At 60.7% G+C, this 25,856-nt stretch carries 26 protein-coding genes, 1 tRNA gene and 2 pseudogenes; 12 read left to right on the forward strand and 17 right to left on the reverse strand.

What is annotated here, in order from left to right:
* Positions 1 to 14: 14 nt before the first annotated feature.
* The 4 genes from GA0061105_RS03660 to GA0061105_RS03675 form a co-directional block, all read right to left on the reverse strand.
* On the reverse strand, positions 15 to 512 hold the full coding sequence (locus tag GA0061105_RS03660) for a GNAT family N-acetyltransferase (RefSeq protein ID WP_092748039.1): 498 nt from the start codon (positions 510 to 512) through the stop codon (positions 15 to 17).
* Complete coding sequence (gatA, locus tag GA0061105_RS03665; RefSeq protein WP_092748041.1) at positions 503 to 1,984, reverse strand: Asp-tRNA(Asn)/Glu-tRNA(Gln) amidotransferase subunit GatA; 1,482 nt, start codon at positions 1,982 to 1,984, stop codon at positions 503 to 505. Before gatA ends, GA0061105_RS03660 begins: the two co-directional genes overlap by 10 nt.
* A gap of 58 nt (positions 1,985 to 2,042) precedes the next feature.
* Positions 2,043 to 2,330, reverse strand: coding sequence for an Asp-tRNA(Asn)/Glu-tRNA(Gln) amidotransferase subunit GatC (gene gatC, locus GA0061105_RS03670; protein WP_092748043.1), 288 nt, complete (start codon positions 2,328 to 2,330; stop codon positions 2,043 to 2,045).
* A 69-nt stretch (positions 2,331 to 2,399) separates the two neighbouring features.
* Positions 2,400 to 3,104 (reverse strand): metal-dependent hydrolase, encoded by a 705-nt coding sequence (locus GA0061105_RS03675; protein WP_092748045.1) that lies wholly within the window; start codon positions 3,102 to 3,104, stop codon positions 2,400 to 2,402.
* Between the two features lie 113 nt (positions 3,105 to 3,217).
* On the opposite strand from GA0061105_RS03675, the gene ruvX reads away from it, so the two are divergent.
* Positions 3,218 to 3,712 carry a Holliday junction resolvase RuvX gene (ruvX, locus tag GA0061105_RS03680; RefSeq protein ID WP_064695988.1) on the forward strand — a complete coding sequence of 165 codons (495 nt, stop codon included), beginning with the start codon at positions 3,218 to 3,220 and terminating at the stop codon, positions 3,710 to 3,712.
* Here ruvX and GA0061105_RS03685 read toward each other — a convergent pair.
* The 3 genes from GA0061105_RS03685 to GA0061105_RS03690 form a co-directional block, all read right to left on the reverse strand.
* Complete coding sequence (locus GA0061105_RS03685; RefSeq protein WP_092748047.1) at positions 3,649 to 3,981, reverse strand: DUF6105 family protein; 333 nt, start codon at positions 3,979 to 3,981, stop codon at positions 3,649 to 3,651. The two genes, ruvX and GA0061105_RS03685, sit on opposite strands and share 64 nt — an antisense overlap.
* Entirely contained in the window at positions 3,978 to 4,151 is a 174-nt protein-coding gene (locus GA0061105_RS32745; protein WP_167358511.1) for a hypothetical protein, read from the reverse strand. Before GA0061105_RS32745 ends, GA0061105_RS03685 begins: the two co-directional genes overlap by 4 nt.
* A gap of 129 nt (positions 4,152 to 4,280) precedes the next feature.
* On the reverse strand, positions 4,281 to 4,940 hold the full coding sequence (locus GA0061105_RS03690) for a TetR/AcrR family transcriptional regulator (protein WP_092748049.1): 660 nt from the start codon (positions 4,938 to 4,940) through the stop codon (positions 4,281 to 4,283).
* 249 nt (positions 4,941 to 5,189) lie between these two features.
* Here GA0061105_RS03690 and map point away from each other — a divergent pair, with 249 nt between their 5' ends.
* From map to GA0061105_RS03725, 7 genes and pseudogenes are all read left to right on the forward strand, one after another.
* A complete protein-coding gene (map, locus tag GA0061105_RS03695) occupies positions 5,190 to 6,026 on the forward strand; it encodes a type I methionyl aminopeptidase (RefSeq protein ID WP_064695991.1) in 837 nt (278 codons plus the stop codon).
* Between the two features lie 7 nt (positions 6,027 to 6,033).
* Complete coding sequence (gene radC, locus GA0061105_RS03700; RefSeq protein WP_092748050.1) at positions 6,034 to 6,858, forward strand: RadC family protein; 825 nt, start codon at positions 6,034 to 6,036, stop codon at positions 6,856 to 6,858.
* Between the two features lie 288 nt (positions 6,859 to 7,146).
* Positions 7,147 to 8,334 (forward strand): alpha-hydroxy acid oxidase, encoded by a 1,188-nt coding sequence (locus GA0061105_RS03705; RefSeq protein ID WP_092748052.1) that lies wholly within the window; start codon positions 7,147 to 7,149, stop codon positions 8,332 to 8,334.
* A 4-nt stretch (positions 8,335 to 8,338) separates the two neighbouring features.
* Positions 8,339 to 8,458: pseudogene (locus tag GA0061105_RS03710) on the forward strand (JAB domain-containing protein); the annotation flags it as partial.
* A 127-nt stretch (positions 8,459 to 8,585) separates the two neighbouring features.
* Positions 8,586 to 9,992, forward strand: a complete 1,407-nt coding sequence (sthA, locus tag GA0061105_RS03715; RefSeq protein ID WP_092748056.1) for a Si-specific NAD(P)(+) transhydrogenase — start codon at positions 8,586 to 8,588, stop codon at positions 9,990 to 9,992.
* Between the two features lie 103 nt (positions 9,993 to 10,095).
* Positions 10,096 to 10,851 (forward strand): annotated as a pseudogene (locus GA0061105_RS03720) (endonuclease/exonuclease/phosphatase family protein).
* A 159-nt stretch (positions 10,852 to 11,010) separates the two neighbouring features.
* Positions 11,011 to 12,786, forward strand: coding sequence for a B12-binding domain-containing radical SAM protein (locus GA0061105_RS03725; RefSeq protein WP_064695996.1), 1,776 nt, complete (start codon positions 11,011 to 11,013; stop codon positions 12,784 to 12,786).
* Positions 12,787 to 12,821: 35 nt separating this feature from the next.
* Here the strand turns inward: GA0061105_RS03725 and GA0061105_RS03730 are convergent, their stop codons facing one another.
* The 5 genes from GA0061105_RS03730 to GA0061105_RS03750 all read right to left on the reverse strand — a co-directional run bounded on the left by GA0061105_RS03730 (position 12,822) and on the right by GA0061105_RS03750 (position 17,029).
* A complete protein-coding gene (locus tag GA0061105_RS03730; protein ID WP_092748058.1) occupies positions 12,822 to 13,247 on the reverse strand; it encodes a nuclear transport factor 2 family protein in 426 nt (141 codons plus the stop codon).
* Positions 13,248 to 13,421: 174 nt separating this feature from the next.
* A complete protein-coding gene (gene tig / locus GA0061105_RS03735; protein ID WP_092748060.1) occupies positions 13,422 to 14,906 on the reverse strand; it encodes a trigger factor in 1,485 nt (494 codons plus the stop codon).
* Between the two features lie 203 nt (positions 14,907 to 15,109).
* Positions 15,110 to 15,194: transfer RNA gene (locus GA0061105_RS03740), tRNA-Leu, on the reverse strand.
* A 153-nt stretch (positions 15,195 to 15,347) separates the two neighbouring features.
* Positions 15,348 to 15,938 (reverse strand): GDYXXLXY domain-containing protein, encoded by a 591-nt coding sequence (locus tag GA0061105_RS03745; protein WP_092748062.1) that lies wholly within the window; start codon positions 15,936 to 15,938, stop codon positions 15,348 to 15,350.
* Positions 15,935 to 17,029 carry a DUF2157 domain-containing protein gene (locus GA0061105_RS03750; RefSeq protein ID WP_092748064.1) on the reverse strand — a complete coding sequence of 365 codons (1,095 nt, stop codon included), beginning with the start codon at positions 17,027 to 17,029 and terminating at the stop codon, positions 15,935 to 15,937. Before GA0061105_RS03750 ends, GA0061105_RS03745 begins: the two co-directional genes overlap by 4 nt.
* Before the next feature lie 888 nt (positions 17,030 to 17,917).
* Between GA0061105_RS03750 and GA0061105_RS03755 the strand changes: the two genes are divergently transcribed.
* The 3 genes from GA0061105_RS03755 to trmFO all read left to right on the forward strand — a co-directional run bounded on the left by GA0061105_RS03755 (position 17,918) and on the right by trmFO (position 20,038).
* Positions 17,918 to 18,064, forward strand: coding sequence for a DUF1127 domain-containing protein (locus GA0061105_RS03755; protein ID WP_004678838.1), 147 nt, complete (start codon positions 17,918 to 17,920; stop codon positions 18,062 to 18,064).
* Between the two features lie 297 nt (positions 18,065 to 18,361).
* Entirely contained in the window at positions 18,362 to 18,505 is a 144-nt protein-coding gene (locus tag GA0061105_RS03760; protein WP_004678841.1) for a DUF1127 domain-containing protein, read from the forward strand.
* Positions 18,506 to 18,604: 99 nt separating this feature from the next.
* On the forward strand, positions 18,605 to 20,038 hold the full coding sequence (trmFO, locus tag GA0061105_RS03765) for a methylenetetrahydrofolate--tRNA-(uracil(54)-C(5))-methyltransferase (FADH(2)-oxidizing) TrmFO (RefSeq protein WP_064696001.1): 1,434 nt from the start codon (positions 18,605 to 18,607) through the stop codon (positions 20,036 to 20,038).
* Between the two features lie 6 nt (positions 20,039 to 20,044).
* On the opposite strand, the gene GA0061105_RS03770 is transcribed toward trmFO, so the two are convergent.
* From GA0061105_RS03770 to yajC, 5 genes are all read right to left on the reverse strand, one after another.
* Entirely contained in the window at positions 20,045 to 20,512 is a 468-nt protein-coding gene (locus GA0061105_RS03770) for a hypothetical protein (protein ID WP_064696002.1), read from the reverse strand.
* Between the two features lie 71 nt (positions 20,513 to 20,583).
* Entirely contained in the window at positions 20,584 to 21,441 is an 858-nt protein-coding gene (locus GA0061105_RS03775; protein ID WP_064696003.1) for a phytoene/squalene synthase family protein, read from the reverse strand.
* A gap of 2 nt (positions 21,442 to 21,443) precedes the next feature.
* Positions 21,444 to 21,830 carry an Mth938-like domain-containing protein gene (locus GA0061105_RS03780; RefSeq protein WP_092748066.1) on the reverse strand — a complete coding sequence of 129 codons (387 nt, stop codon included), beginning with the start codon at positions 21,828 to 21,830 and terminating at the stop codon, positions 21,444 to 21,446.
* Positions 21,831 to 21,834: 4 nt separating this feature from the next.
* Positions 21,835 to 24,375, reverse strand: coding sequence for a protein translocase subunit SecDF (gene secDF / locus GA0061105_RS03785; RefSeq protein WP_092748068.1), 2,541 nt, complete (start codon positions 24,373 to 24,375; stop codon positions 21,835 to 21,837).
* A 44-nt stretch (positions 24,376 to 24,419) separates the two neighbouring features.
* Positions 24,420 to 24,767: a preprotein translocase subunit YajC gene (yajC, locus tag GA0061105_RS03790; RefSeq protein ID WP_064696006.1), complete on the reverse strand. Its 348-nt coding sequence runs from the start codon at positions 24,765 to 24,767 to the stop codon at positions 24,420 to 24,422.
* Positions 24,768 to 24,973: 206 nt separating this feature from the next.
* On the opposite strand from yajC, the gene GA0061105_RS03795 reads away from it, so the two are divergent.
* Positions 24,974 to 25,846: an ATP-binding protein gene (locus GA0061105_RS03795; protein ID WP_092748070.1), complete on the forward strand. Its 873-nt coding sequence runs from the start codon at positions 24,974 to 24,976 to the stop codon at positions 25,844 to 25,846.
* Positions 25,847 to 25,856 lie beyond the last annotated feature (10 nt).

Consider the following 25,856-nt stretch of genomic DNA (forward strand, 5'->3'; position numbering starts at 1 on the left):
CCCTGTTCCTGCCATCAATCAACCAAGCGCTTCTCCATATGTACCTTTTCGAGCGGGACGCCCATGCTCTTGGAGAATTCGATTCCGTGCCAGATAATCGTGAAGCCGCAGTGTTCGTAAAGCCGGATCGCACCCGCATTTCTCGCATGCGTGTCGAGGCGCGCAGTCGCTAGTCCTTCGGCTGCCATCAGCTCACAGCAATGCAGCAGCAGAGCCCGGCCGACGCCCTTGCCCTGATGATCGGGATGCACCCAGAGGTCGGACATATAGTTCGGCTCGCCTTCGCGCGCTCCCCAGCCGACGATCTCCGCGTCCAGCTCAGCAACGAAAATCTCGGCTTGCGCCTGATGGGGAAAGACGGCGAATTCGTGCTGGACTTTGGCAATCACCTCGGGATCGCGATAGCTGTCCTCAAAGGCGTCGGCTGCGGCACAAGCAGCAAAGCCGACGACGCCGACCGCTTCGTGGTCGGCTGGCGCTATCCTCCGGATCGTGAGGCCCGTTACCACCACTTGGCCGGCGTAAACTTGCCGGCTGCCTGTTCGATGACGTAGGCGGTCTTGAAGAGGGTTTCCTCGTCGAAGGCCTTGCCGATCAGCTGCAGGCCGAGCGGCAGGCCCCTATGGTCGAGGCCGGCGGGCACGGCGATGCCGGGCAGGCCCGCCATGTTGACCGTCACCGTGAAGATGTCGTTCAGATACATCTTCACCGGATCGGCGGCGAGGTTCTCGTCGGCGACGCCGAAGGCGGAGGACGGTGTTGCCGGCGTCAGGATCGCGTCGACACCGGCGTCGAAGGCAAGTTCGAAGTCGCGCTTGATCAGCGTGCGGACCTTCTGGGCGCGGATGTAATAGGCGTCGTAATAGCCTGCCGACAGCACATAGGTGCCGATCATGATGCGGCGCTTGACTTCCTGGCCGAAGCCTGCGGCGCGCGTCTTCTCGTACATATCGACGATGTCCTTGCCGTCGACGCGCAGGCCGTAGCGCACGCCGTCGTAGCGGGCGAGGTTCGAAGATGCCTCTGCCGGTGCGACGATGTAATAAGCCGGCAGCGCGTATTTCGTGTGCGGCAGCGAGATATCGACGATCTCGGCGCCGGCATCCTTGAGCCAGGCAATGCCCTGGCGCCACAGCGTCTCGATCTCCTCGGGCATGCCGTCGACGCGATATTCGTTCGGAATGCCGATCTTCATGCCCTTCAGCGACTGGCCAAGCACGGCTTCATATTCCGGTACCGGCAGATCCACCGACGTCGTGTCCTTGGCGTCGACGCTCGCCATAGACTTCAGAAGGATGGCGGCATCACGCACGTCGCGGGCGATCGGGCCGGCCTGGTCCAGAGAGGAGGCGAAGGCGACGGTGCCCCAGCGCGAGCAGCGGCCATAGGTCGGCTTGATGCCGACGGTGCCGGTGAAGGCGGCCGGCTGGCGGATCGAGCCACCGGTATCGGTCGCGGTGGCGCCGGCGCAGAGATGGGCGGCAACGGCTGCCGCAGAACCGCCGGAGGAGCCGCCAGGGACAAGCTGCTGGTTGGAGCCCCCTGCCCGCCAGGGATTGATCACCGGGCCGTAATAGGACGTCTCGTTCGACGAACCCATGGCGAACTCATCCATATTGAGCTTGCCGAGCATAACGGCGCCGTCATCCCAAAGGTTTTGCGTCACCGTTGATTCATAACGCGGCTGGAAACCGTCAAGGATGTGGCTGCAGGCCTGAGTATGGACGCCGACCGTGGCAAAGAGATCCTTGATACCCAGCGGAATGCCTTCGAGCTCGCCAGCCTTGCCGGCGGCGATGCGCTCGTCGGATTTTCGGGCCATGACCCGAGCGAGATCCGGCGTCGTCTTGACATAGGCGTTCAACCGGTCATTGGCCGCATCGATCGCCGAGATGTAGGCTTCGGTCAGTTCGATTGCGGTAATCTCCTTGGCGCGCAACTTCTCGCGGGCTTCGGCAATGGTCAGGCTGGTGAGTTCGCTCATCGTGTTTTCGCTTCAGATCTTTAAAATGGCAACAGGGTCGGAAAGAGGCTTCGACGCCCTATTCGACGACTTTCGGCACCAGGAAGAAATTATGGTCGGTGACGGGGGCATTGGCGACGACGTCGGCCGCCTTGTTGCCGTCGGTTACCTCGTCGGTGCGCTTCTTCATCGCCATCGGGGTCACCGACGTCATCGCCTCGACGCCGTCGACATTGACTTCGGAGAGCTGCTCGACGAAGCCGAGGATGCCGTTCAGCTCGCCGACCATGCGATTTGCCTCGTCCTCGGAGACGGCAATACGGGCAAGTTTGGCGACGCGCTTCACGGTGGCAAGATCGACGGACATGGCATTCTCCGGATAGGATTTTTCCTACCCGCTATAAAGGCCATGTCCGCCCGGTGCAACGGGGTTTCGTCAGATCGACAGGCTCTCGGCCGGCTTCATCGCCCTCGCTTCAGTCTTCGATCCCTCCATGCCGGCAACGAACTTATCGGCCGTCTGGTCGATGATCGGGAAGGTGCCGTAGTGGCAGGGGATTGCCGTCTGAAAGTTGAAATAGCGCTGACAGGCGAGCGCTGCCACCGCGCCGCCCATGGTAAAGCGGTCGCCGATCGGCACGAAGCCGATATCGGGCTGGTGCAGCTCGTTGATCAGCGCCATGTCGGAGAAGATGTCGGTGTCGCCCATGGCGAAGATCGAGGCTTCGTCGTCGAAATGCAGCATCAGGCCGTTGGCGTTGCCGAGCGCATGCGAGACGCCGTCCTCGGTGATCTGAGCGGAGGAATGCAGCGCATTGGTGAACGTCGCAGAGAAGCCGCCGAGCGTGATCGTGCCGCCGGTATTGCCCATCTCGAGCCGGCCGACGCCCTTGGAGCCGAGCCAGGCGGCGAGATCGGCATTGGCCAGAACGACGGCGCCGGTTTCCTGGGCAAGGGCCACCGTATCGCCGACATGGTCGCCATGGCCGTGGGTCAGCAGGATATGGGTGATGCCTGCGGAAACATCCTTGATATCCTGGCCGGAAAAGGAGGCGTTATGGCTAAGGAAGGGATCGAGCAGGATCTTCGCCTTTGATGTCTCGATGCGGAAGGCGGAATGGCCGAGCCAGGTGATCTTCATCAAATCTCTCCTTACGTGATGCAAAATCTTATTTCGATGGTAAGGACATATCTCATGCGCCTGCAAAGAAAAGCGGCGGCGGCTTCAATTTCTTTTGACGGGATGAAACGGCAATGACGGTGCTGACGATCGAGGAAATGGCCGGAACGCTTGCCCCTGGACAGGCAATCGCCGGCCTCGATCTCGGCACCAAGACGATCGGGATTTCGATGTCCGATCTCGGCCGGCGTTTCGCCACGCCACGCCCGGTGATCCGCCGCGTCAAGTTCACGGTCGATGCGCAGGCGCTGCTGGATTTCGCAGCTCAGGAAAAGGTCGCGGCCTTCATCATCGGCCTGCCGATGAATATGGACGGATCGGCTGGACCGCGCGTGCAGGCGACGCGCGCCTTCGTGCGCAACATGGAGCAGAAGACGGCGCTGCCCTTCGTCTATTGGGACGAGCGGCTTTCGACGGTTGCAGCGGAACGGGCGCTCATCGAAATGGACGTCTCACGCGCCAAGCGGGCCGAACGCATCGATTCGGCCGCGGCCAGCTTCATTCTTCAGGGGGCTCTCGACAGGCTTTCCTTGCTCGCAAGGTCTGCCGGAGACGAATTCAGCGCCTGAGGCGCCTTCCACCAGGCAGCGATCGACTTGCGCTTTCTAAAGCCCAGGATGGCGAAGACGACGAGACTGTCCACCGCGATGGCGCGAGCAACGAGCGGCGGAATAGTTTCCGGCGGAATGCCGAGGGCTTCGCCATAAATCTCGAAAGTCAGGTCATGGACCTGCCGTGTCAGCATGAAGATGCCGAAATTCATGTCGTAATAGGAGAGCCAGTACCATCCGCCCAGAAAGACGATGGGGCCGGCCCAGAAGATCAGAAACCACTTCATGCGGCCTCTCCTCCATGCTTGCGCGCGATGGGCAGATCGAGGGAAACCAACCTCGTCGACAATGCCATGATGCAAAGAACCAGCGTCGGAATTGCAATATCCAGCGCCAGGACGGCGAAGAACATCATTGCCGTCACCAGAATTGCGGCTTTGGCGATCTTGCTTCCCATGGGCGTCAACTCGCAGGCTCTCACTCGTACATCTCTGCTCCCCGCCACACTGTCGGCTTAACCAGCCCCACGCAACGTAAACCATTTGTTAAGGTTAACACCGCGCCGCCTTGCTGTGGAAAAAGGGGGTCAGCCGTAGACGCCGCGCACGAGACGCTTCAGTGCCGTCGCCGCCTTCTCCCAATCCTTTGATGTCTTCAGCGACATGCCGGCGCACTGGCCGCCGGCGGCGCCGGCAAGCACGAGGTGCTGGATCGCAGCGATGACGACGGCATTGACGGCTGCCGCATCCACCCCCTTCGGCGGCGCCAGCGAGCCGCGCATGCGATCCAGCCAGAGGGCAAGAGCCTTCGAACGGGCTTCGGACAACCGCCTCACCTGCTCGGTGTTTTCCGAGACCTCCCAGGCGACGATCCTGCGCATCAGCGGATCACTTCTCAAGGCGTCAAGCAGGAGGAGCGCCAGCCGCTCCATCAGATCGCCATAGGTGAGCATGAACATGCCGCCGGCATCTTCCGGGATGCGGTCCTTGACCCAGGTGCCGAGATCTGCGCCGATCGCCTCGACCAGCCCGTCGAGGCCGCCATAGTAGCGGTAGATCAGCTGCTTGTCGCAACCGGCGCGGCGGGCGACGGCATTGATGCCGAAATTCTGGAAGCCCTCCTCCGCCAGCAGGCCCTTGGCGGCGGCAAGGATCGCGCGCTCGGTGGCGCCGCGATCGCGCACGCGCCGTTCCGGCTCCGCACCCGCTTCAGGCAAGATTTCAGTTTCTACGGCTTCATTCAGCATGACCCACCCTTCCCCGCTGTCACCAATCGGTGAGTATCTGGGGGATTCCGTTCGATCAATCCTATCTCTTTGGGAAGATTGTGGATATTCCGCTCGGGCCGGCGATTTGGCCTCCACCGGATGCGGAAAAGCCGCGCATTCGCCAGATCGGACCCGTCCAGAAATGTCGTCCTAGCGGTTGATCGTGATGGACGAACCCGGCATAGCTGCACTATGAACAAATCTAACAATCTCCGCTAAGGCCCTGCAATGGTGAATTATATCGAAGCCTCTTCCGCGCCGCCGAAGAATACCGGCGCCATTCGGCTTTACGATGCGCAGGCATTCGAGGGCATGCGCAGGGCGTGCCAGCTGACCGCCCGCTGCCTCGATGCGCTCGCCGATATCGTCAAGCCCGGTCTGCTCACGGACGAGATCGACCGGTTCGTTTTCGATTTCGGCATGGATCATGGCGCCCATCCCGCGACGCTGAACTATCGCGGCTACACCAAATCCACCTGCACCTCGATCAATCACGTCGTCTGCCACGGCATTCCAAACGACAAGCCGCTGCGCGAAGGCGATATCGTCAATATCGACGTTACCTTCGTGCTCGACGGCTGGCATGGCGATTCGAGCCGGATGTATCCGGTGGGCACGATCAAGCGCGCCGCCGAGCGGCTGCTTGAAGTCACCTATGAATCCCTGATGCGCGGCATATCAGCCGTCAAGCCCGGCGCCCGCACCGGCGCGATCGGCGAGGCGATCCAGACCTATGCGGAAGCTGAGCGCTGTTCGGTCGTGCGCGATTTCTGCGGCCACGGCGTTGGCCGGCTGTTCCACGATTCGCCGAATATCCTGCATTATGGCCGCGCCAATGAAGGGCCGGAGCTGCGCGAAGGCATGATCTTCACCATCGAGCCGATGATCAATCTCGGCCGGCCGCATGTGAAGGTGCTCGCCGATGGCTGGACGGCGGTGACCCGCGACCGCTCGCTTTCGGCGCAGTATGAACACACGGTCGGCGTCACCGCCGAGGGCTGCGAAATCTTCACGCTGTCACCGGGCGGTCTCGACCGGCCCGGACTGCCGTCGCTTGCCAGGTGACGATCTGATGGCGAAGCGGCCTGTTGCGACATCTTCCGACGACGAGCTGCCTTTCGAGACTGAAGAGCCTGTTGCCGATGAACGCTCGTTCTTCGGCGTCCGGCCACAGAAGCCCGCCGCGCCGAACGCCCGGACCGCCCTACCCGCCTCGCTCTTAGGGCCGGAACATTATCACGGCCATCGTGAGCGGCTGCGTGACCGCTTCCGCGAGCTGGGCGATACGGCGCTTGCCGATTACGAAATTCTCGAACTCCTGCTTTTCCGGCTGATCCCGCGACGCGACACCAAGCCGATCGCCAAGGCGCTCATCGAACGGTTCGGCTCCCTCTCCGGCGTCTTTGGCGCGCCGGCGGCGCTGCTGACGGAGGTGAAGGGCGTCGGCGAGGCCGTAGCGCTCGACCTCAAGCTGATCTCGACCGTGGCCCACCGGACCCTGAAGAGCGAGCTGCGAAGCAAGCAGGTGCTCTCCTCCTGGTCGTCGGTCATCCAATATTGCCATGCGGCGATGGCGCATGAGACACGCGAACAGTTCCGCATCCTCTTCCTCGACAAGCGCAACGTGCTGATCGCCGACGAGGTTCAGGGCCGCGGAACGGTCGACCATACGCCAGTCTATCCACGCGAAGTGGTCAAACGCGCGCTCGAACTATCGGCAACGGCAATAATCCTCGTCCATAACCATCCTTCCGGCGACCCGACCCCGTCGCGCGCTGACATTGATATGACGAAGGTGATCATCGAGGCAGCGAAGGCGCTTGATATCGCCGTCCACGACCACATCATCATCGGCAAGGACGGCCATGTCAGCCTTAAGGGGCTAAAGTTGATCTGATCCCGCTACGCTGAGAGGCGACTACACAACCACCGCCCAACCTTGCCACCATCACGGAGACGATCATGACCGGCAGTCGATCACCGGTGCTCTGCTGCTTCTGACCAGCGGCGTGCTGCTGACGCTCATTCTGCCCTCGATCCGGAGACGTCGCAGGCAAGCATCCGAGGCAAGCGAAGACTGAGGAAAGCTTGAGTTGACAGCCGTCGCTGGCGCGGGATTCTATGCAATCCTGCGCCGCCACTCGCTGAATACTACCCGCCCGAAATACCGAGAAGATAAAGCTTCATGACGATCTCCAGCGGTAACACTGATCGATCGACCCGGCTCTGCCGCGATGCGCTCTGCCTCGATGACTTCGAAATAAGGGCACGGCGACATCTGCCGAAGCCTCTGTTCGGTTATATCGCCGGCGCGACCGAGACCAATGCGTCGCTGCGGCATAACGCAGAGGCCTTCCAGGCCTATGCCTTTCGGCCTCGTGTCCTTCGGGACGTCTCGAGGCGAAGCACCGAGACGAGGCTCTTCGGCAAGACCCATGCCGCGCCGTTCGGCATCGCGCCGATGGGGATCAGCGCGCTGATGGCCTATCGGGGAGACATCGTGCTCGCGCAAGGAGCGGACCAGTCGGGAATCCCGATGATTATAAGCGGTTCGTCACTTATCCCCCTGGAAGAGATAGCCGCGGTTTCGCCACAAGCATGGTTTCAGGCCTATCTCCCCGGCGAACCCGACCGTATCGACGCTCTCATCGATCGGGTCGCTGCGACCGGCATCGGTACACTTCTGCTGACCGTGGATACGGCCACGCTGCCCAATCGCGAAAATAATGTAAGGGCGGGGTTTTCGACGCCTTTGCGTCCCGGGCTCCGCTTGGCATGGCAGGGCATCTCGCATCCCCGCTGGACAACCGGCACATTCCTGCGCACGATCGTCCGGCACGGCATTCCGCATTTTGAAAATTCCTACGCCACAAGAGGCGCGCCGATCATCTCCTCGAACGTCACGCGCGATTTCGGCAAGCGTGACCATCTCAACTGGAGCCACTTGGAGCGGATACGCAAGCGGTGGGCCGGCAAGCTCGTGGTCAAGGGGATCATGCATCCGGAAGACGCGGCAATGGCTGCAGATGCCGGCGCGGATGGAGTGATCGTCTCCAATCATGGCGGCCGCCAGCTCGACGGCACCGCATCCCCCCTTCAGGTCCTTCCGGAGATTGCGGCACGTGTTGGAGACAGCATTGCCGTCATGATCGACGGCGGCATCCGGCGTGGGACGGATATCATGAAGGCCCTCGCGCTTGGCGCCTGTTTCGTGTTCGTGGGCAGGCCGTTCCTTTATGCTGCAGCCGTCGCGGGGCTACCGGGCGTGCTCAGAGCGGCGGATATCCTGAAGACGGAACTGCATAGTAATATGGCCTTGCTCGGTGTTACGGGAGTGGCCGATATTTCCACGGACTACATCACTTGCGCATGAACAGCCGTCGCGCGCTGACATCGATATGACGAAGGTGATCACCGACGCGGCAAAAGCACTTGATATTACTGTCCACGACCACATCATCACCGGCAAGGACGACTATGTCAGCCTGATGGGCTGAAGCTGATCTGAAAAGCACAGGTCCGGCTGAATCGGCAGCTGTAAAACAATCTGTAACATTGACCGGTTACCGATGAATAAGCGACATTTTTGTCGCAAATGATTCCATTTCCAATCGAGGCTAGAGGATGTTTCAGTACGATCTCGTTGTGGTGGGTAGCGGTCCCGCAGGGCGCCGCGGCGCGATCCAGGCTGCGAAACTCGGCAAGAAGGTGCTCGTCATCGAACAGGGCAAGCGCGTCGGCGGCGTGTCCGTTCATACCGGCACCATTCCTTCGAAGACGCTGCGCGAGACCGCACTCAATCTCTCCGGCTGGCGCGAGCGTGGCTTTTATGGCCGATCCTATCGCGTCAAGCAGGAGATCAGTGCGGAAGACCTGCGTCGCCGCCTGCTGATTACGCTCAACCATGAAGTGGAGGTGCTCGAGCATCAGTTCGCCCGCAACCGTGTCCACCACATGCGCGGCAGGGCAAGTTTCATCGATTCCACCACCTTGCAGGTCATCAAGGACGACGGCGAAGCAATGACGGTGAGCGGCGCCAGCATCCTGCTTGCCGTCGGCACAAAGCCATTCCGGCCGGATTACATGCCGTTTGATGGCAAGTCCGTGCTCGACAGTGACGAGCTGCTTGATATCGAAGAACTGCCGCGCACCATGGTCGTGATCGGCGCCGGCGTTATCGGGATCGAATATGCGACGATCTTTTCGGCGCTGGATACTGCGGTGACCGTCATCGATCCAAAGTCGACAATGCTCGACTTTATCGACAAGGAAATCATCGAAGATTTCACCTATCAGCTGCGCGACCGCAATATGAAGCTGCTGCTCGGCACGAAGGCGGAGAAGGTCGAGCGGCTGGATACCGGCAAGGTCCAGCTGACGCTCGACAACGGCCGTCATCTTGTCACCGACATGGTGCTCTTTGCCGCCGGACGCATGGGGGCGACCGACGCGCTGAACCTTCCGGCCATTGGACTGGAGGCCGACAGCCGCGGCCGTCTCAAGGTCAATCCGGAAACCTTCCAGACGTCCGTGCCTAATGTCTACGCCGCCGGCGACGTGGTCGGCTTTCCAAGCCTTGCCTCGACCTCGATGGAACAGGGCCGCATCGCCGCGCGCGTGGCGATCGGCGCGGTCGCCAAGGAACCGCAGAAATATTTCCCCTACGGCATTTATGCGGTGCCGGAGATTTCGACCTGTGGCCTCACCGAAGAGGAAATGAAGGAGCGCGGCATCGCCTATGAATGCGGTATTGCCCGCTTCCGCGAAACCTCGCGCGGCCACATCATGGGCCTCGACACCGGGCTTCTGAAGCTGATCTTCTCGCTGAAGACCCGCCGCCTGCTCGGCGTGCATATCGTCGGTGAAGGCGCCACCGAGCTGGTGCATATTGGCCAGGCGGTGCTCAATCTCAAAGGCACGGTCGAGTATTTCGTCGAAAACACTTTCAACTATCCGACGCTCGCCGAAGCCTACAAGATCGCCGGCCTCGACGCCTGGAACCGGATGGGCGACATCAAGTCGGAACTCTGAACGCGCCGATGGCGGCACCATTTAATTCCGCCGGCTGAAACGGAGCCAGAGAACCTTGCGCATCATTTCGCTGAACGCATGAGGCGGCAGACTTCATGAGGCCCTGATCGCCTATATCAGGCAGGCCGATCCTGATGTGCTGTGCCTGCAGGAGGTGCTGCGGGCGCCGGGTGCGGCCCCCGGGCTGGTCGATCTACCGGGATGCGGAGCTGGAACTGCCGCAGCGAGCCAAGCTCTTCGATGAGATCAGCGCCGCCCTGCCCGGCTACGACGGCTTCTTCTGCCCGACATCGAGAGGTGCGCTCTTCGACGGCGACGCCGCCATCGTCGCTGAATTCGGGCTGGCGACCTTTGCCCGCAAATCGCATTCCATCGTCGCCCAGGCGCTGGACTTCGTGCACGGCAGTTTTTCCGCCGATGGCTGGGGTGAACATCCCAGGCCGCGAAACGCCCATTGCATCCGCCTCTTCAGCCATGAGCGCGCTCGTGCCGTGACGATCGCCCACATGCATGGCCTGCGCGATCCGTCCGGCAAGGGCGATACGGCGCAGCGCGAACAGCAGGCTTTGGCGTTGGCCGGGCTCATCGGGCGGATCTGGCCCGGCGACGAAGGGCTCGTGGTCTGCGGCGACCTCAATGTTCTGCCCGACAGCGCGACCTTCAAGATCCTTGCCCGGTTAGGTCTTTCCGACTCGTCACCAGAAACGGCCTTGTCGACACGCGAACCTCCTACTATCTGAAGCAAGTTCGCTTCGCCGACTACATGCTGGTTAGGCCGGAGGTAAAGGTTGCCAGGTTCGAGGTGGTCGAGGCGCCCGAGGTGTCTGACCACCGCGCATTGCTGCTCGAGATCGAGTAGTATATCGAGGGACGATGAGCTGGGCGAAACTTCTGCGCGCAGTTTCCTATTTTTGCGCCTTGGTTTGAACCTGATAAATCGCATTGATACGCGTGCCTGATTGTGTCTTCAACTCCATTTTGCCTCCGGGCAGAAGTGTCTAAAGAAAGATAGATTCTCTTGCCCCATGCTTTGGAAGCCGCGCGCAGGCGTTTTCAGCTCATCCTGATCAAGCCATCGCATTATGACGATGACGGTTACGTCATCCGCTGGTGGCGGGCGATGATCCCCTCCAACTCGCTCGCGGCTCTCTACGGCATCGCTGCCGAATGCGCTGAGCGCCAGGTGCTCGGGCCTGATACCGCGATCGACATCACAGTGATCGACGAGACCAATACGCGGATCGATTTCACCCGTCTGCTCGCCCAGTTCAAGCGTCACGGCAATTTCGGCATGGTGGCGCTGGTCGGCGTCCAGTCCAACCAGTATCCGCGCGCACTCGATATCGCCCGCCCGTTTCGTAATGCCGGCCTGCCGGTCTCGATGGGCGGATTTCATGTTTCCGGTTGCCTGTCGATGCTCGACGGCAAAGCGGTCGGGCTAGATGCCTGCCGCGATATGGGCATCTCGATGTTTGCCGGCGAGGCCGAAGGCCGGCTGGAGATGGTGCTGCGCGACGCCGCCGCCGGCGAGCTGAAGCCACTCTATAATTTCATGAACGACCTTCCCGGCATCGGCGGCACGCCGGTTCCCTTCCTGCCGAAGGACAACATCCAGCGTACGCTCGGGCTCAGCACGAGTTTCGATGCCGGACGCGGCTGTCCCTACCAGTGCTCGTTCTGCACCATTATCAACGTGCAAGGACGCAAATCGCGCTTCCGCTCCGCCGACGACGTCGAGAAGCTGGTGCGGATGAATTGGGCGCAGGGCATCCATAAATTCTTCATCACCGACGACAATTTCGCCCGTAACAAGGATTGGGAAGCGATCTTCGACCGCTTGATCGAGCTCAAGGAGCGGGATGGCATTCCGCTCGGCCTGATGATTCAGGTCGACACGCTCTGCCACAAAATTCCCAATTTCATCGAGAAATCCAAGCGCGCGGGCGTCACCCGGGTCTTCATCGGTCTTGAAAACGTCAATCCGGACAATCTGACCGCCGCCAAGAAGAACCAGAACAAAATCACCGAATACCGCAAGATGCTGCTCGCCTGGAAGGCGCAAGGCATCATGACGCTTGCCGGCTATATTCTGGGCTTCCCCGCCGACACGCCGGACTCGATCCGCCGCGACATCGCAATCATCCAGGAAGAGCTACCGCTCGACGTCATCGAATTCTTCATCCTGACGCCGCTGCCCGGTTCCGAGGACCATCAGGTCCTATGGAAGAAGGGCGTCGAGATGAACGGCGATCTCAACATCTACGATGTCGAGCATGTCTGCACCGCACATCCGCGGATGAGCAAGCAGGAGTGGGAGGACATCTACCACGAGGCCTGGTCGCTCTATTATTCACCTGATCATATGAAGACGCTGCTGCGCCGGGCCGTGGCGACCGGAGTGCCGCTGGCAAGGCTGGTAAAAGTACTCGTCTCCTTCGCAACAACGGTGCCGCTGGAAAACGTGCATCCGCTCCAGAGCGGCCTCCTGCGCCTGAAGACGCCGTCGGAGCGACGACCGGAGCTTTCCCGCGAACACCCGCTGGTCTTCTGGCCGCGATTTGCCTGGGAAACCGTCCGCAAACATGCGTCGCTCGCCGGTACGATCATCGGCCTGACGATCTCCGCCTTCTTGATCTCAAGAGATGCGAAGTCGAAGAGTTATATGGATCAGGCGCTGACACCCGTCGCCGACGATGAGGAAGAGACGCTCAGCCTGTTCACCAAAACGTCAGGCGGAACGGCAGCTGTCAGCCATGTCAGGAAAGTCGCGCAACTGACACGGAGCGCGAATTAAGCGGCGGCCATTACATGGATCCCTTTCGCGGTGGTTCAAGCGACCTGGATCATCTCGCTTGTCTCAGCCATTTGCAGCGTGTCGAGGAATTCGACGATCGAGACCGGCTTCCCATCCCTGAAAAGGAACTTGTCGACGAATTCCGTACGGAATGTTACGCCCGATGGGATATGCCTGACCTCGCCTTCGCGATGGGCAAAGACCATCTGCGCGTCCTCGTCCACATAAATGCCGGCTGACCTGACGCTGGATAGATCCCATGCGGTGATAAGCTGCGATATTGCTTGGCGAAAGGCATGAGGTCCGCCCGATTCAGTCGAAAAAGGCGCAAGTCGTGTATTACCGACAATGCGAAAGGTGCAATCCTCGCCGAGCAGCGCCAGCGTGCCCTCAATATCGCCGCGGTCACGCACGGCATAGATTTCCTCTACCAGCTTCTTCATATCGTGCTTTGCAGTCATTTCAGGCTCTCCTCGCCACCCAACAAAATCTGCCTCAAATATACTTTACCACAACTATTTGTTGCTGAGGATGCGAAGACGAGGTTGACAAACGAACTGTGGGCGGATGATCCCAAAAAAGAAAAGGCCCCACGCGACGGCAGGGCCTTCCAAACTTCAGAACGGGCGAGCGATTTACTCGGCGCTGTCCTCGGAAGCCTTCTTTTTCGGAGCGGCCTTCTTCTTGGGAGCAGCCTCCTCGCCTTCGCCGGCGTCGGCAGCTTCAGCCTTGGCGGCAGCCTTTTTCTTCGGCGCGGCCTTCTTGGTTTCAGCTTTGGCTTCGCCTTCTTCCTCGGCCAGCAGCTCTTCCTTCGTCACCTTCTTGTCGGTGACGTCGATCTCGGTCAGCAGATGATCGATGACCTTCTCTTCGAAGATCGGCGCGCGGATCGAAGCGGCGGCGCCCGGCTGGCTGCGGAAGAATTCGAGGATCTGCTTTTCCTGGCCGGGATACTGGCGCAGCTGATCGTAAATGGCGCGCTGCATCTCGTCTTCGGTCACTTCGACGCCGGCCTTTTCGCCGATCTCGGAGAGCACGAGGCCGAGGCGAACGCGACGCTCGGCAAGCGTCTTGTATTCCTCACGCGCCTTCTCTTCGGTCGTGTCTTCGTCCTCGAAGGTCTTGCCGGACTGAGCGAGGTCGTTGTTCACCTGGCTCCAGATGCCGTTGTATTCGGCGTCGACGAGCGAAGACGGAGTGTCGAACTTGTACATCTCGTCGAGCTGGTCGAGGATCTGACGCTTCAGCTTCTGACGGGTCAGCGAACCGTACTGCGATTCGATCTGACCGCGGACGATCTCCTTCAGGCGATCGGCGGATTCGATGCCGAGCTTGGAGGCCAGTTCGTCGTTGATCTCGACCTTGCCAGGCGCTGCAACCTCCTTGACCGTGACGTCGAAGGTCGCTTCCTTGCCGGCGAGGTTCTTGGCCGGATAGTCGGCCGGGAACGTTACGGTGATGGTCTTCTCTTCGCCGGCCTTGACGCCAACGAGCTGGTCTTCGAAGCCCGGGATGAAGCGGCCAGAACCGATTACCAGTTCGGCGCCCTGATCGGTGCCGCCTTCGAAGGCTTCGCCGTCGACCTTGCCGACGTAATCCATGGTGATGCGGTCGCCGTTGGCGGCCTTGCCGGTCTTGCTCTCGTAGGAACGGGCGCTTTCGGCAACCTTCAGGACCTGCTCGTTGACTTCGTCATCCGAGATGTCGATGACTTCGCGCGTGACCTTGATGCCCTTGACCGACTTCAGCTCGATCGGCGGCAGCACTTCGTAGGAAAGCGTGAATTCGAAATCCTGCTGGGCGGAGAGGATCTTGTCGGCTTCGTCCTTGTCCTCCGTCATGGCGATTTCCGGCTGCGTGGCCGACTTTTCGCCGCGGCTGGACAGGATGGCGGTCGGCTGTTCGCGGACGATCTCGTTGACGAGCTCGGCCATGATCGACTTGCCATAGACCTTCTTCAGGTGAGCTGCGGGAACCTTGCCCGGACGGAAGCCGTTGATGCGGATCTTGTCCTTCACATCGGCAAGACGCTCATTCATCTTGTCTTCCATGTCCTTGGCCGGGATAACGACCTTGATTTCGCGCTTCAGCCCTTCAGCGAGCGTTTCGATAACCTGCATGTCTTCCTACCTTCATGTCGTGGCGGCCGTGCCCAGACGCCGTTCGTTTCGATGAGCACGACGCCGGCTGCGTGCCGCGCGTGGCTTTTCCCAATTCCTGTATCATTCCGCCAAAAGGGGAACGGCACTCACTTCCGAGTATTCGGAACAACCTTCGGTCATTCGGGGACAACCAAGTTCTTGGCCTCCCCCTGCAAACAGCCTGGTGCGGGTAGAGAGACTTGAACTCCCACGCCTTGCGGCACCAGAACCTAAATCTGGCGTGTCTACCAATTTCACCATACCCGCGTCCACAGAACCGCATGCCTATGCCTGCGCATGAGGCCTTCCGGAGCGCGGCGTCTCTATATCACCCGATTTGGTCGAGGCAAAGGAAAAATGAAGGGCAAATGACAGGGGATTTGCGCCTTAAAAGCGCCCCTGCCCCGAAGGCTTGCGGGATCAGTAAAGCGGCTCGTCGTAAACCGGCTTGCCATCGACGAGCAGGCTGCGGATCTGCGCGCTTCCGTCCGCTGAAACGCGCACCGCTATGGCGACGTTGCCATCATTGCGCGCCTCCTCCAGTGGTTTACCCTGACCTTCGGGGACGTAATAGCGCTCTATACCGTATTCGACGCGGACGCTGTCGCCCGCAGCCAATCCGCCACTATAGAATGGCTGGCTACGCAGGATCACCGTCTCCGGCTGCGGCGGCAGCGCCTGGAAAGACGATTCGCTCACCGTCCAGAAACCGTCCGCCTGCCTCTTCAATCGTACCCACAGGGTGTGTTCGCCGGGTTCAGTGGGAATGCCGCCGGCGACCGTCTGCACCGGCACGGCGGAAATGTCGTAATTCAACACGACATAATCACCGCGCAGGAAATCTCGTGGGTCGACTGGGGCGGTCTTTAGCAGGACCTCAGCGCCGCTGCTGAGGATCGATGCACGGCTCTGGATCATCGTGCCGAGGATCACCGTCTGCAAGCCGGCGACGATGATGGCCGATATCAGATATCCCTTGCCGGATTGCAGCCTCGCCATCAACGAGCTCATGCGCGCGCCTCCCGCGAAAAGCGCCGCTCGATACGGATGACGATCCAGGCGACGAGCGCCACCACGAGACCGGAGAACAGGAAGAGACTCGACGTGCCGAGGATCGAGCCGACGGTGACGGAGGCGAGATAGAGCATCTCCACGGCAAAGGTCGTATAGGCGAGATAACGCACCGCGCCGTTATCCCTGCCATGCAGAGCGATCGCCAGCACGGCAGCGGCGAGCGTCGCCACGCCGAGCACCACCAGCCGCCAGCCTTGCTCGATCTCTATATGCAGCAGCAGCAAGCCGATTACGGCGACGAGGAAGCTGTAGAAAGCCGGCGCTGCGCCGGCACTTCTGATCAGGGAAGCGATACGGGGGGGCGGCAAAGCCGTCAGCGCGAAGGCCGCCATGCCGCCGATTGCGAAGGCGAGCGCCACGGCGATCTCCTCATAAAGCGTGTAGAGCCAGGAGAGCCAGCCGACCAGCAGCAAGTAGGCGAGATGCCGGGCGCGCTCGGCGCCGGTATAACGCACCAGCGCGATGAGGATGACGGCCATGAGCGGCGCCATCCAGGGATCAAGCCCGATCCAATGCGTGTCGTTATTCTCGAGATAAACCGCAAAGGATGCCCAGGAGAGGAAGCCTGCGACGACCACGACCGCGCCCGAACGGAACAGGATCGCCGAGATCGTCGCGATCGCAAACCAGAGATACATCACCGTCTGCTCGTCGCCGGAGAGGTGATACATCTGACCGACGAGCGAGATGGCGCCGCCGAAGCTCATCGCGCCGATGATGAGCAAGCCGGTCGCCGCGGCTATCGCGCCACGACCGAACATCAGCGCGGCGGCAATGTGCACGGCCCAGATCAGGGCGAGGATGGCGCCGACGCGGACGAGGCGCGGAATGGCCTCCCAGTTGGACGCGACGACCAATAGCACGGCAGCGGCAAGCAGCACCGCCGCCAGCGCCATCAACACCCGGCCAAGGCTAAAGCTTGCCGGACGGCTGTCATATTCGGCGAGAAGCGCGCCGGCCGTTTCCTCTCCCAGCAGGCCCTTGCTCACCCAGAGCGAGAGATCCCGCTCCAATCTGCCGCGATACATGCTTGCACCCCTCGTTCCGCAACGCTCGCTCCGGCGCTACGGCTTCTGCCGTTATAGACGCAGCCGGCAGCTTCGCAAACGCCGGATTAGCGACAAATATGCAAATTCCTCATTGGTCTATTTTGGGGCAGTCGTTAACCGACCGCTAACGTCAGAAGCGCTAATATGAGCATACAAAGGGGGACGCATGCATTTTTCGCATACCTCTCATGTATTTATTGCACTGCAAAAAATCGATTAGTCATACTATTTACCGATCTATCGAAGCACGGGGATGGCGCCCCGGCCCGGTTTTCCGGACGCCCACGGATGCTTTTGTTCGTGACGAGATTCGCAGCTGCGCACTCCTCCTCCCAAGCGCGCTGCGATAGACTGGCAACACTCCTCCTCCCAGTTGCCAGTCAATATTATGCGCCCGCCGGATCCTCCCCCGGCGGGCGTGTTATTCGCCAACATATCGTACATAGATTCAGATACTTATTGCTCGCCTCCTAGGGCGGCGGCACCGCTGGCCCAGCGAAGACACCCGAAATCTCCGGCGCATCCAACCGTGGCACCGCCACGTGATGATCGCTTCGCCAGCCGCTAGAATAAGACAATCTGGCCATTCGGCGCGGACCTCGGTCGAGTCGATCCGCCAGAGAGCCCGCTTTTCCCCCATCGCGCCACGAGTCCCGGCTGTGAAGCCAGTATTCTCCGCAAACGACTTTGCCTATTCGTTGACCAGAGTGCGGTAAGATTGTGTAAAGCATTGCATGCGTCGCATAGGTGACTTGAAAACTTGGCTGTTTTCGTTCTTCGCGGTGCAACATATATTCCGCTCATCAAATAGAGGTCAGCGCCGATCGGTGGCTGCTGGCGGATCAAACCCTCGGAAAGGGGCTTAACATGAACATCACTCGCTCTTTCAATAACTGGCGCAAGTATCGTCAGACCGTTACGGAACTCGGCCGTATGACCAACCGCGAATTGCATGACCTCGGCATCGACCGTTCGGACATTCATCGCGTTGCTCGCGAAGCTTCTTCCCGTTAATTCAGTCGTCTCTGCTTCCTCCCAAGCAGATCCGTCTATGATTGAAACGCCCGCTGCATCACAGCGGGCGTTTTCTTTTTACGCAATAGACTGTCGCTATGGCTGCAGTCTTCAAATACCCTTTGCCCGCTCAAAAAATATTCACCGCTCAATTTGCAAGCATCATATTGCACATTTGCATGGCAGACGCCTCTTATTTGCACTGCACAATGGGACTGATATCTCCTATATAAACATCAACCGCAGAGAGACAGGCGATCCCGCCGTCCCGCGGACATTTGTTCGAGGAAGAAGACAATGAACCCGATCCGCATTGCAAAAAGCTGGCTCAGCTACCGCCGCACGCTCAACGAACTCGGCAGCCTGTCCAACCAGACCCTGTCCGATATCGGCGTCAGCCGCTACGACATCCGCAATATCGCATCCCGCTCGTTCCGCTAATTACGATCTGATAGACGATGCATCAAGACGGCGCCATCAGGGCGCCGTTTTTGACTCCGGGGTGTTGGATCACACCTGCCGGCATGATATCAGCCCGGAATGAACACGATCTCCTCCTACTCCCCTATCCACGTTGTCGGCGGCGGGCTTGCCGGTTCGGAAGCCGCCTGGCAGATCGCCAGCGCTGGCGTTCCCGTCATTCTGCATGAAATGCGCGGCGTGCGCGGCACGGATGCGCACAAGACCGACGGTCTCGCCGAACTCGTCTGCTCCAATTCCTTCCGTTCCGACGATGCCACCAGCAATGCCGTCGGCGTCATCCACGCGGAAATGCGTATGGCGGGCTCGCTGATCATGGCCGCTGCCGACCGGCACCAGGTGCCCGCCGGCGGCGCCCTCGCCGTTGATCGCGACGGCTTCTCGGATGCCGTGACCCGCGCGATCCACGACCACCCGCTCATCACCGTCGTGCGTGAAGAGATCACCGGCCTGCCGCCGAGCGACTGGGATCTCGCCATCGTCGCCACCGGACCGCTGACGGCGCCGTCGCTTGCCAGAGCCATCCAGGCGGAGACGGGCGAGGATTCGCTCGCTTTCTTCGACGCCATCGCGCCGATCGTCTACCGAGAGAGCATCGACATGGATATCTGCTGGTACCAGTCGCGCTACGACAAGGTCGGCCCCGGCGGCACCGGCAAGGATTACATCAACTGCCCGATGGACGAGGCGCAATATAATGCCTTCGTCGATGCGCTGATATCAGGCGACACGGTCGGCTTCAAGGAATGGGAAGGCACGCCTTATTTCGACGGCTGCCTGCCGATCGAGGTGATGGCCGAGCGCGGCCGCGAGACGCTACGCCACGGTCCGATGAAGCCGATGGGACTGACGAACGCGCACAACCCGACCGTCAAGGCCTATGCCGTCGTGCAACTGCGCCAGGACAATGCGCTCGGTACGCTCTACAACATGGTGGGTTTCCAGACGAAACTGAAATACGGCGCGCAGGCGGAAATCTTCCGGATGATTCCAGGCCTGGAAAATGCGGAATTTGCCCGTCTCGGCGGCCTGCACCGCAACACCTATATCAACTCTCCGACATTGCTTGGTCCGTCGCTGGCGCTGAAATCGCGGCCCGGCCTGCGCTTCGCCGGCCAGATTACCGGCTGTGAGGGTTATGTGGAAAGCGCCAGCGTTGGTCTGATGGCCGGGCGTTTTGCCGCCGCCGAACGCAAGGGCGAGGCGATCTCGCTGCCGCCGGCAACGACAGCACTTGGTTCGCTGCTCGGTCATATCACCGGCGGGCACATCGTCACCGACGAGGAGCCGGGCAAGCGGTCGTTCCAACCGATGAACATCAATTTCGGATTGTTTCCGGAGCTTGAGCCCGGCTCGATCGTCAAGCCCGAGGGCGTCAAGCGGTTTCGCGGCAAGGACAAAACAATCATGAAACGGCAGCTGATCGCACGTCGCGCGCTTGCGGACTGCGCCGCGTGGCTCGGTCAGACCCCGACGTTTGCCGAAAGCGCCTGAGCTGCTCTACTGCTTGTTGGCCGCCGAAGTATTACCGGATGGCAGCTCCTTATCCGGCTCGGCGACGTAGTTGCCGAGCAGCCAGAGCGCAACTTCGGAAGCCTCCTTCGGTGAAGCGAACTCGAATTTGCCGTTATGGCTGGGCGCATCGAGGAAATCGATCGTCAACCCCCTGCCCGTTTCCGAGCTTACCACACGCACACGGCCGGGCTCGATCAAATGGCAGGAGAAATGGCGCGCCATGTTGCGCATGAGGCCCGCCTTGTTGTCGTGTAGGCGCACGAAGATCGCTTGGCCGTTTTCCGTCGCCTGCAGCTGACGGATCGCCTCGTTGGGGAAGGCGCGGCCGAACTCGATGATGGCGAGACCCGTGTCGTGCAGACTGTCTTCGTTGTTTTGCGCAGCCATGCGTGTGGCTACGAAAGCGAAGAAGATGACGATGGCGAAAAGGACGCACCAGACGATAATGCCCACGCCGAGTCTCCGTTCAAAGCATAGTGGTGAGGGCCTTGTAGCGCGCGAGACTTGCGCGAATTTGACCGATGTCAGATTTTCCGGCGGGCCGCTGCCAGCGCCATTCTGAGCTGGCGGCGCCATTGCGGCGGCTGCAGCGGCCGGTCGAACAGGAGGGCACCTCGCCTCTGCGCCGTGAGGAGCACCGCTTCGGCCAGCGTCGCGGGCAGGAAGGCCGGAAATACGGCTGGCGCAATCGAGCCCGCCCTTCTCACCTTTGCCAGATGTTCAAGGCCAAGGCCGGCGAAAGCCTCGATGGCGGCGGAGATGCGCGCTTTGTCTTGCCCGGCGAGGAAGCCGTCGCGGTCGAGGCCGGTGGCCGAAAGGATCTGTAGCGGGATATAGAGCTGGCCGCGGCGGCGATGCAGTGGCATCAGCAGCAACAGGCCGGCGATCGCCTGGGCGACACCGGCATGGCCGGCGGCATCCGCTGATCGCGGCGCCTCTTCCGGCGAAAGCACGAGGCTCGCGAGCTGAATCAGCGCGGACGCCGTCTCGCCGGCATAACCTTCGAGCGAGAGCCGCGTTTCCATCGGATCGTCGTAGAGATCGAAGGTGCGGGCCTCGATCATGTCGACCAGCGTCTTGCGCGGCAGGCGATGGGTTTGGATCGCTGTCAGAAGTGCGGCGGCGACGGGATTTGCCGCCGTCGAGCCATGCGCGCTGCCTTCCAGCAGGTCGCGCCAATATTGCATGCGCACCTCGCCAGGCAACGGCTCATGCACCAGGTCGCGGATGCGGGCGAGCTCCGCGTTGAACGCGTAAAGCGCCGCAAGGGCGCCGCGCTTCTCCTCCGGCGACAGAAGACAGGCGAGATAACGGTCGCGATCATTGTCGCGCAGCATCGCCAGGCAGATGTCCTGGTTGTTCGCCATTTTCGCGTCAGCCATCGTCAGACCGCAATCAATGCCGCCGCGACGGCGCGCTGCTCGGCGAGCATGATGTTGAAAGTACGTACCGCGGCACCCGTGCTCATCGGATCGGAAGAGATGCCGCGCGTCTTCAGCGCCTGCTTCAATTGGTCGGGCAGACGGCGAAGCTCGGTTCCGGTGCCGACAAGCAGAACCTCGATATCATCAGACTCATCGAGCACACGGCGGAAATTTTCGATAGACAGCGGCTTCGACATGTCCATGTCCCAGCCGTGAATGCCTGAGGGCAGGCAAAGGATCGAGCCGCGATGCGACATGTCCGCAAAACGGAAACCGCCATTGCCGTATGTGTCGATTGGAGCCCGTCCGGGAAAATGCGCCGCGCGGATTTCTATGCCTTTTGCCATGTTTTCAAACCACCGTGCCGGATTTTACACCAGCATCCGTCTTATTGCTCTCTTCTCCGTCGGATGGTTCCGGCCGCAGCCGGAAGACGATCAAGACGGGAGCAGCGATATAGATCGAAGAGAAAGTGCCGAGGGCCACTCCGAAGAGCATCGCAAAGGAGAAGGAGCGGATGATGTCGCCGCCGAACAGATAGAGGGCGAGCAACGCAAGCAGCGTCGTCGCCGCCGTCAGCATAGTGCGCGACAATGTCTGATTGATAGAGGCATCGATCAGGATCGGCAGCGGCATCTTCTTGTAACGCTCGAGATTCTCGCGCATCCGGTCATAGACGACGACCGTGTCGTTCAGGGAATAACCGACGATGGTCAGCACGGCGGCGATGCTCGTCAGGTTGAACTCGATGCCGGTCAGCACGAAGAGACCAAGCATGATGATGACGTCGTGCAGCGTGGCAATGACAGCGCCGACAGCGAACTGCCATTCGAAGCGGATCCAGATGTAGATCAGAATCGCCGCGAGAGCAGCAACGACACCGAGCGTCGCCATCATCGTCAATTCGCCCGAGATGGCCGGGCCGACGACCTCGACGCGGCGGAAATCGTAATCGGCCTCGAGTTCGCCGCGCACCAGCGTCGCCGCCGATTGCTCAGCGTTCTCACCGCCGCCCTGGGACGCGATTCGGATCCGCGCATTCGACGACCCGCCCGTAGGCTCGACGCTGACCTCGCCAAGGTTGAGATCATCAAGGCGCGATTTGAGATCGGCGATGTCGGCATTGCCCTGTTTCGCCGTCACCTCAATGAGCGAGCCACCGGTGAAATCGATGCCGAGCTGCAAACCAACAGTGGCAAAGGCTGCCATGGCAATCAGCGAGATCACTGCCGACGCCGTGAAGACATAACGGCGGATCCCCATGAAACGCACATTGGCGTGCTCGAAAAGATGCGCGAGAACGCTCTTCGGCAGATGCCGGGGATGGCGCGCTTTCAGCCAGACGGCCACGATCGAATGCGTCAGAGTGAAGGCCGTGATGACGGTCGTCAGAATACCGACCGCCAGCGTCACGGCGAAACCCCGGATGGTTTCGCTGCCGAGGAAGAAGAGGATGACGGCGGCGATGAAGATCGTGACATTCGCGTCGACGATCGTAGCGAATGCGCGCGAGAAACCGCGGCTGACCGCCTCCGCAAACGTACGGGCGGCTTTCTCCTCTTCGCGGATCCGCTCGTAGATCAACACGTTGGAATCGACCGCCATGCCGACGATAAGCACGATGCCGGCAATACCGGGCAAAGTCAGCGTCGCGCCGGCAAGGCTGAGCGCCGCGACGATAAGGATCAAGTTGAAGAAGAGCGAGACGACGGCGATGACGCCGAGAATACGGTAAAGCGTGATCATCAGTGCTGCGACCAGCAGGACGGCGACGAGACCGGCAACCAGGCCGGAGAAGACGGAGTCGGCGCCGAAGCTCGGGCTGATGCTGCGCTCCTCGACGCTCGTCAGCGTCGCCGGCAAAGCGCCGGCGCGCAGCATCACCGCAAGATCGCGAACGCCATCCTCTGAAAAGTTTGCCGAAATCCGGCCCTCGCCGTCTGTGATCGCCGCATCGATGACCGGCGCCGACATCACCTGGTCGTCAAAGACGATGGCAAGATGTTTGCCGATATTTTGCGCTGTCGCCTGCGCCAGCCGCTCTTTGCCTTCCGCATCGAGGCGATAGGCAATCGAAGTCTCCTGCGTCTGCGGATCGATGGCGGGCTCGACATCGACCATGTTGCTGCCGGTGACGAATGCCGTGCGGTCGACGAGATAGGGAACCGGCGGATCGTCGAGCGAATAGAGCACCTCGGAGGTGGCCGGCCAGCGGCCGTTCAGCGCCTCCTGTCCCGACATGCTTTCGTCGAGCAGATGAAAGGAAAGCTTGGCCGGCTGGTTCAGGATATTTTTCACCCGCTCGGCATCGACCAATCCCAGCACCTGGACGACGATCCGATCGTCGCCCTCGGGGCGAAGCAGGAAATGATCGTAGCCTGATTGCGCCAAGCGGCGGCCGATAATATCGAGCGAGCGGCTGCGGGCGGAGGCAACGTCGGCGGCAATGCCGGCGTCGGAAATCTGCAGCGAAAGCTGCCCCTCGCCGCCCTGCTGCAGCGCAAGCCCAGGCTCTGAATGTTCGCCGGCCATAGTCAGAGGCTTCAGCAGATCGACCGCCTTTTGCGTCTCAGCCGGATCGGTGATCCGAACAGTGACGGTCTGGCCGTTACCGGTCAGCCCGGTATAGCGGATGCCTGCGCCCCGCAACGCGTTGCGCACCTTCGCGACCGCCTCTTCCAGGCGGTCCTTGACAATATCGGAGCGCTCGACCTTCAGAACGATGTGCGAACCGCCCTGCAGGTCGAGCCCGAGCGTCACGCCGTCGTTTCTCAACCATCCGGGCAGAGAGGAACGCTGCGCCTCGCCGAGCAGATTGGGCGCAGCGATGATGACGGCCGCAAAGGCGACCAGCCAAATCAGAAGTGTTTTCCAGCGGGAAAAATGCAACATTCTCTCGACGATCTTCCGATCCGGCTGTTCGCCGTTATCGCTTGTTACGCCGCGTCGGCCTTGACAGGCTCACCCTTGACGCGAACGTCCGAAATGCCGCTGCGAACGATGCGCACGCGCACGCCTTCAGCAATTTCGACTTCGACTTCCTTGTCGTCGACGACCTTGGTCACCTTGCCGACGAGACCACCGCCCGTCACGATCTGATCACCGCGGCGGATGGCCTTCAGGGTTTCCTCGCGCTTCTTTGCCTGCGCCCGTTGCGGCCGGATCAGCAGGAAGTACCAGACGACCATAAGCGGCACGAACAGGATGATCATTTCGAAACCGGAACCGCCGAATCCTGTTGCGGTATCGGTCGCAGTCTGGGCGAATGCCGGGGTGATGAACATGCTAAACTCCTCAGGCTTCTACGGCGGAACTCCGCCTGCTTTTTCAGGTTGCCGGACTATAGTTGCAGCTTGGATGAATGCAACAGAAACAGCCGGAAAGAGTACCGATTCCGCCGCCTCATAACCTTTCCGCCGGGAAAACGCCATGGTAGGCGGCATCGAAAGATCAAAGCGGCTTGCCGCAGCGAGAAATCAGGAGGCTTGGGATGACCGAGGAAATCAACATCGCCCTGCTTGCCGAGCTCAAAAGGCTCGCTGATGCCGTACAGCGTCTAGCGGGGCCGGCACCTTCCGTCAACGATTGGAATGCAGCCGACTGTTTCGTTTGGGCACCGTTGCGTCAGTATCTGCAGCCGGTGAAGAAGCCGAACCGTGTGGCGCTGAAGCTCATCCGCGGCGTCGACCACGTGCGCGATATCCTGCATGAAAATACGGTGCGATTCGCGGAGGGTTATGCCGCCAATAATGTGCTGCTATGGGGCGCGCGCGGCATGGGCAAATCCTCCCTTGTTAAGGCCGTGCATGAGGATGTCAGGCGCGAAAGCGGCGTCCCGCTGAAGCTGGTCGAGGTCCATCGCGAAGATATTGCCAGCCTTCCCAACCTGCTCGACCTCCTGAAGGACCAGCCCTACCGCGTGATCGTCTTCTGCGACGATCTTTCCTTCGATCACGACGACACCGCCTACAAGTCGCTGAAGGCGGCACTCGACGGCGGCGTCGAAGGACGGCCGGACAATGTGCTCTTCTACGCGACGTCAAATCGGCGTCATCTCCTGCCGCGTCACATGATGGAAAACGAACAGTCGACGGCCATCAATCCATCGGAGGCGGTCGAGGAAAAGGTCTCGCTGTCCGACCGCTTCGGCCTTTGGCTCGGCTTTCATAAATGCAGCCAGGAAGACTATCTCGGCATGATCGACGGCTATGCCGATCACTTTACGCTCGGCCTCGACCGCGAAAAGATGCATGCCGAGGCGCTGGAATGGGCAACCACGCGCGGCGCGCGCTCCGGCCGCGTCGCCTGGCAATATATCCAGGATCTGGCCGGACGCATGCGCGTTCATATCGATCGGGCGTAGGCTCCGCCGA

This window comes from Rhizobium aethiopicum (assembly GCF_900094625.1).
GTDB lineage: Bacteria > Pseudomonadota > Alphaproteobacteria > Rhizobiales > Rhizobiaceae > Rhizobium > Rhizobium aethiopicum.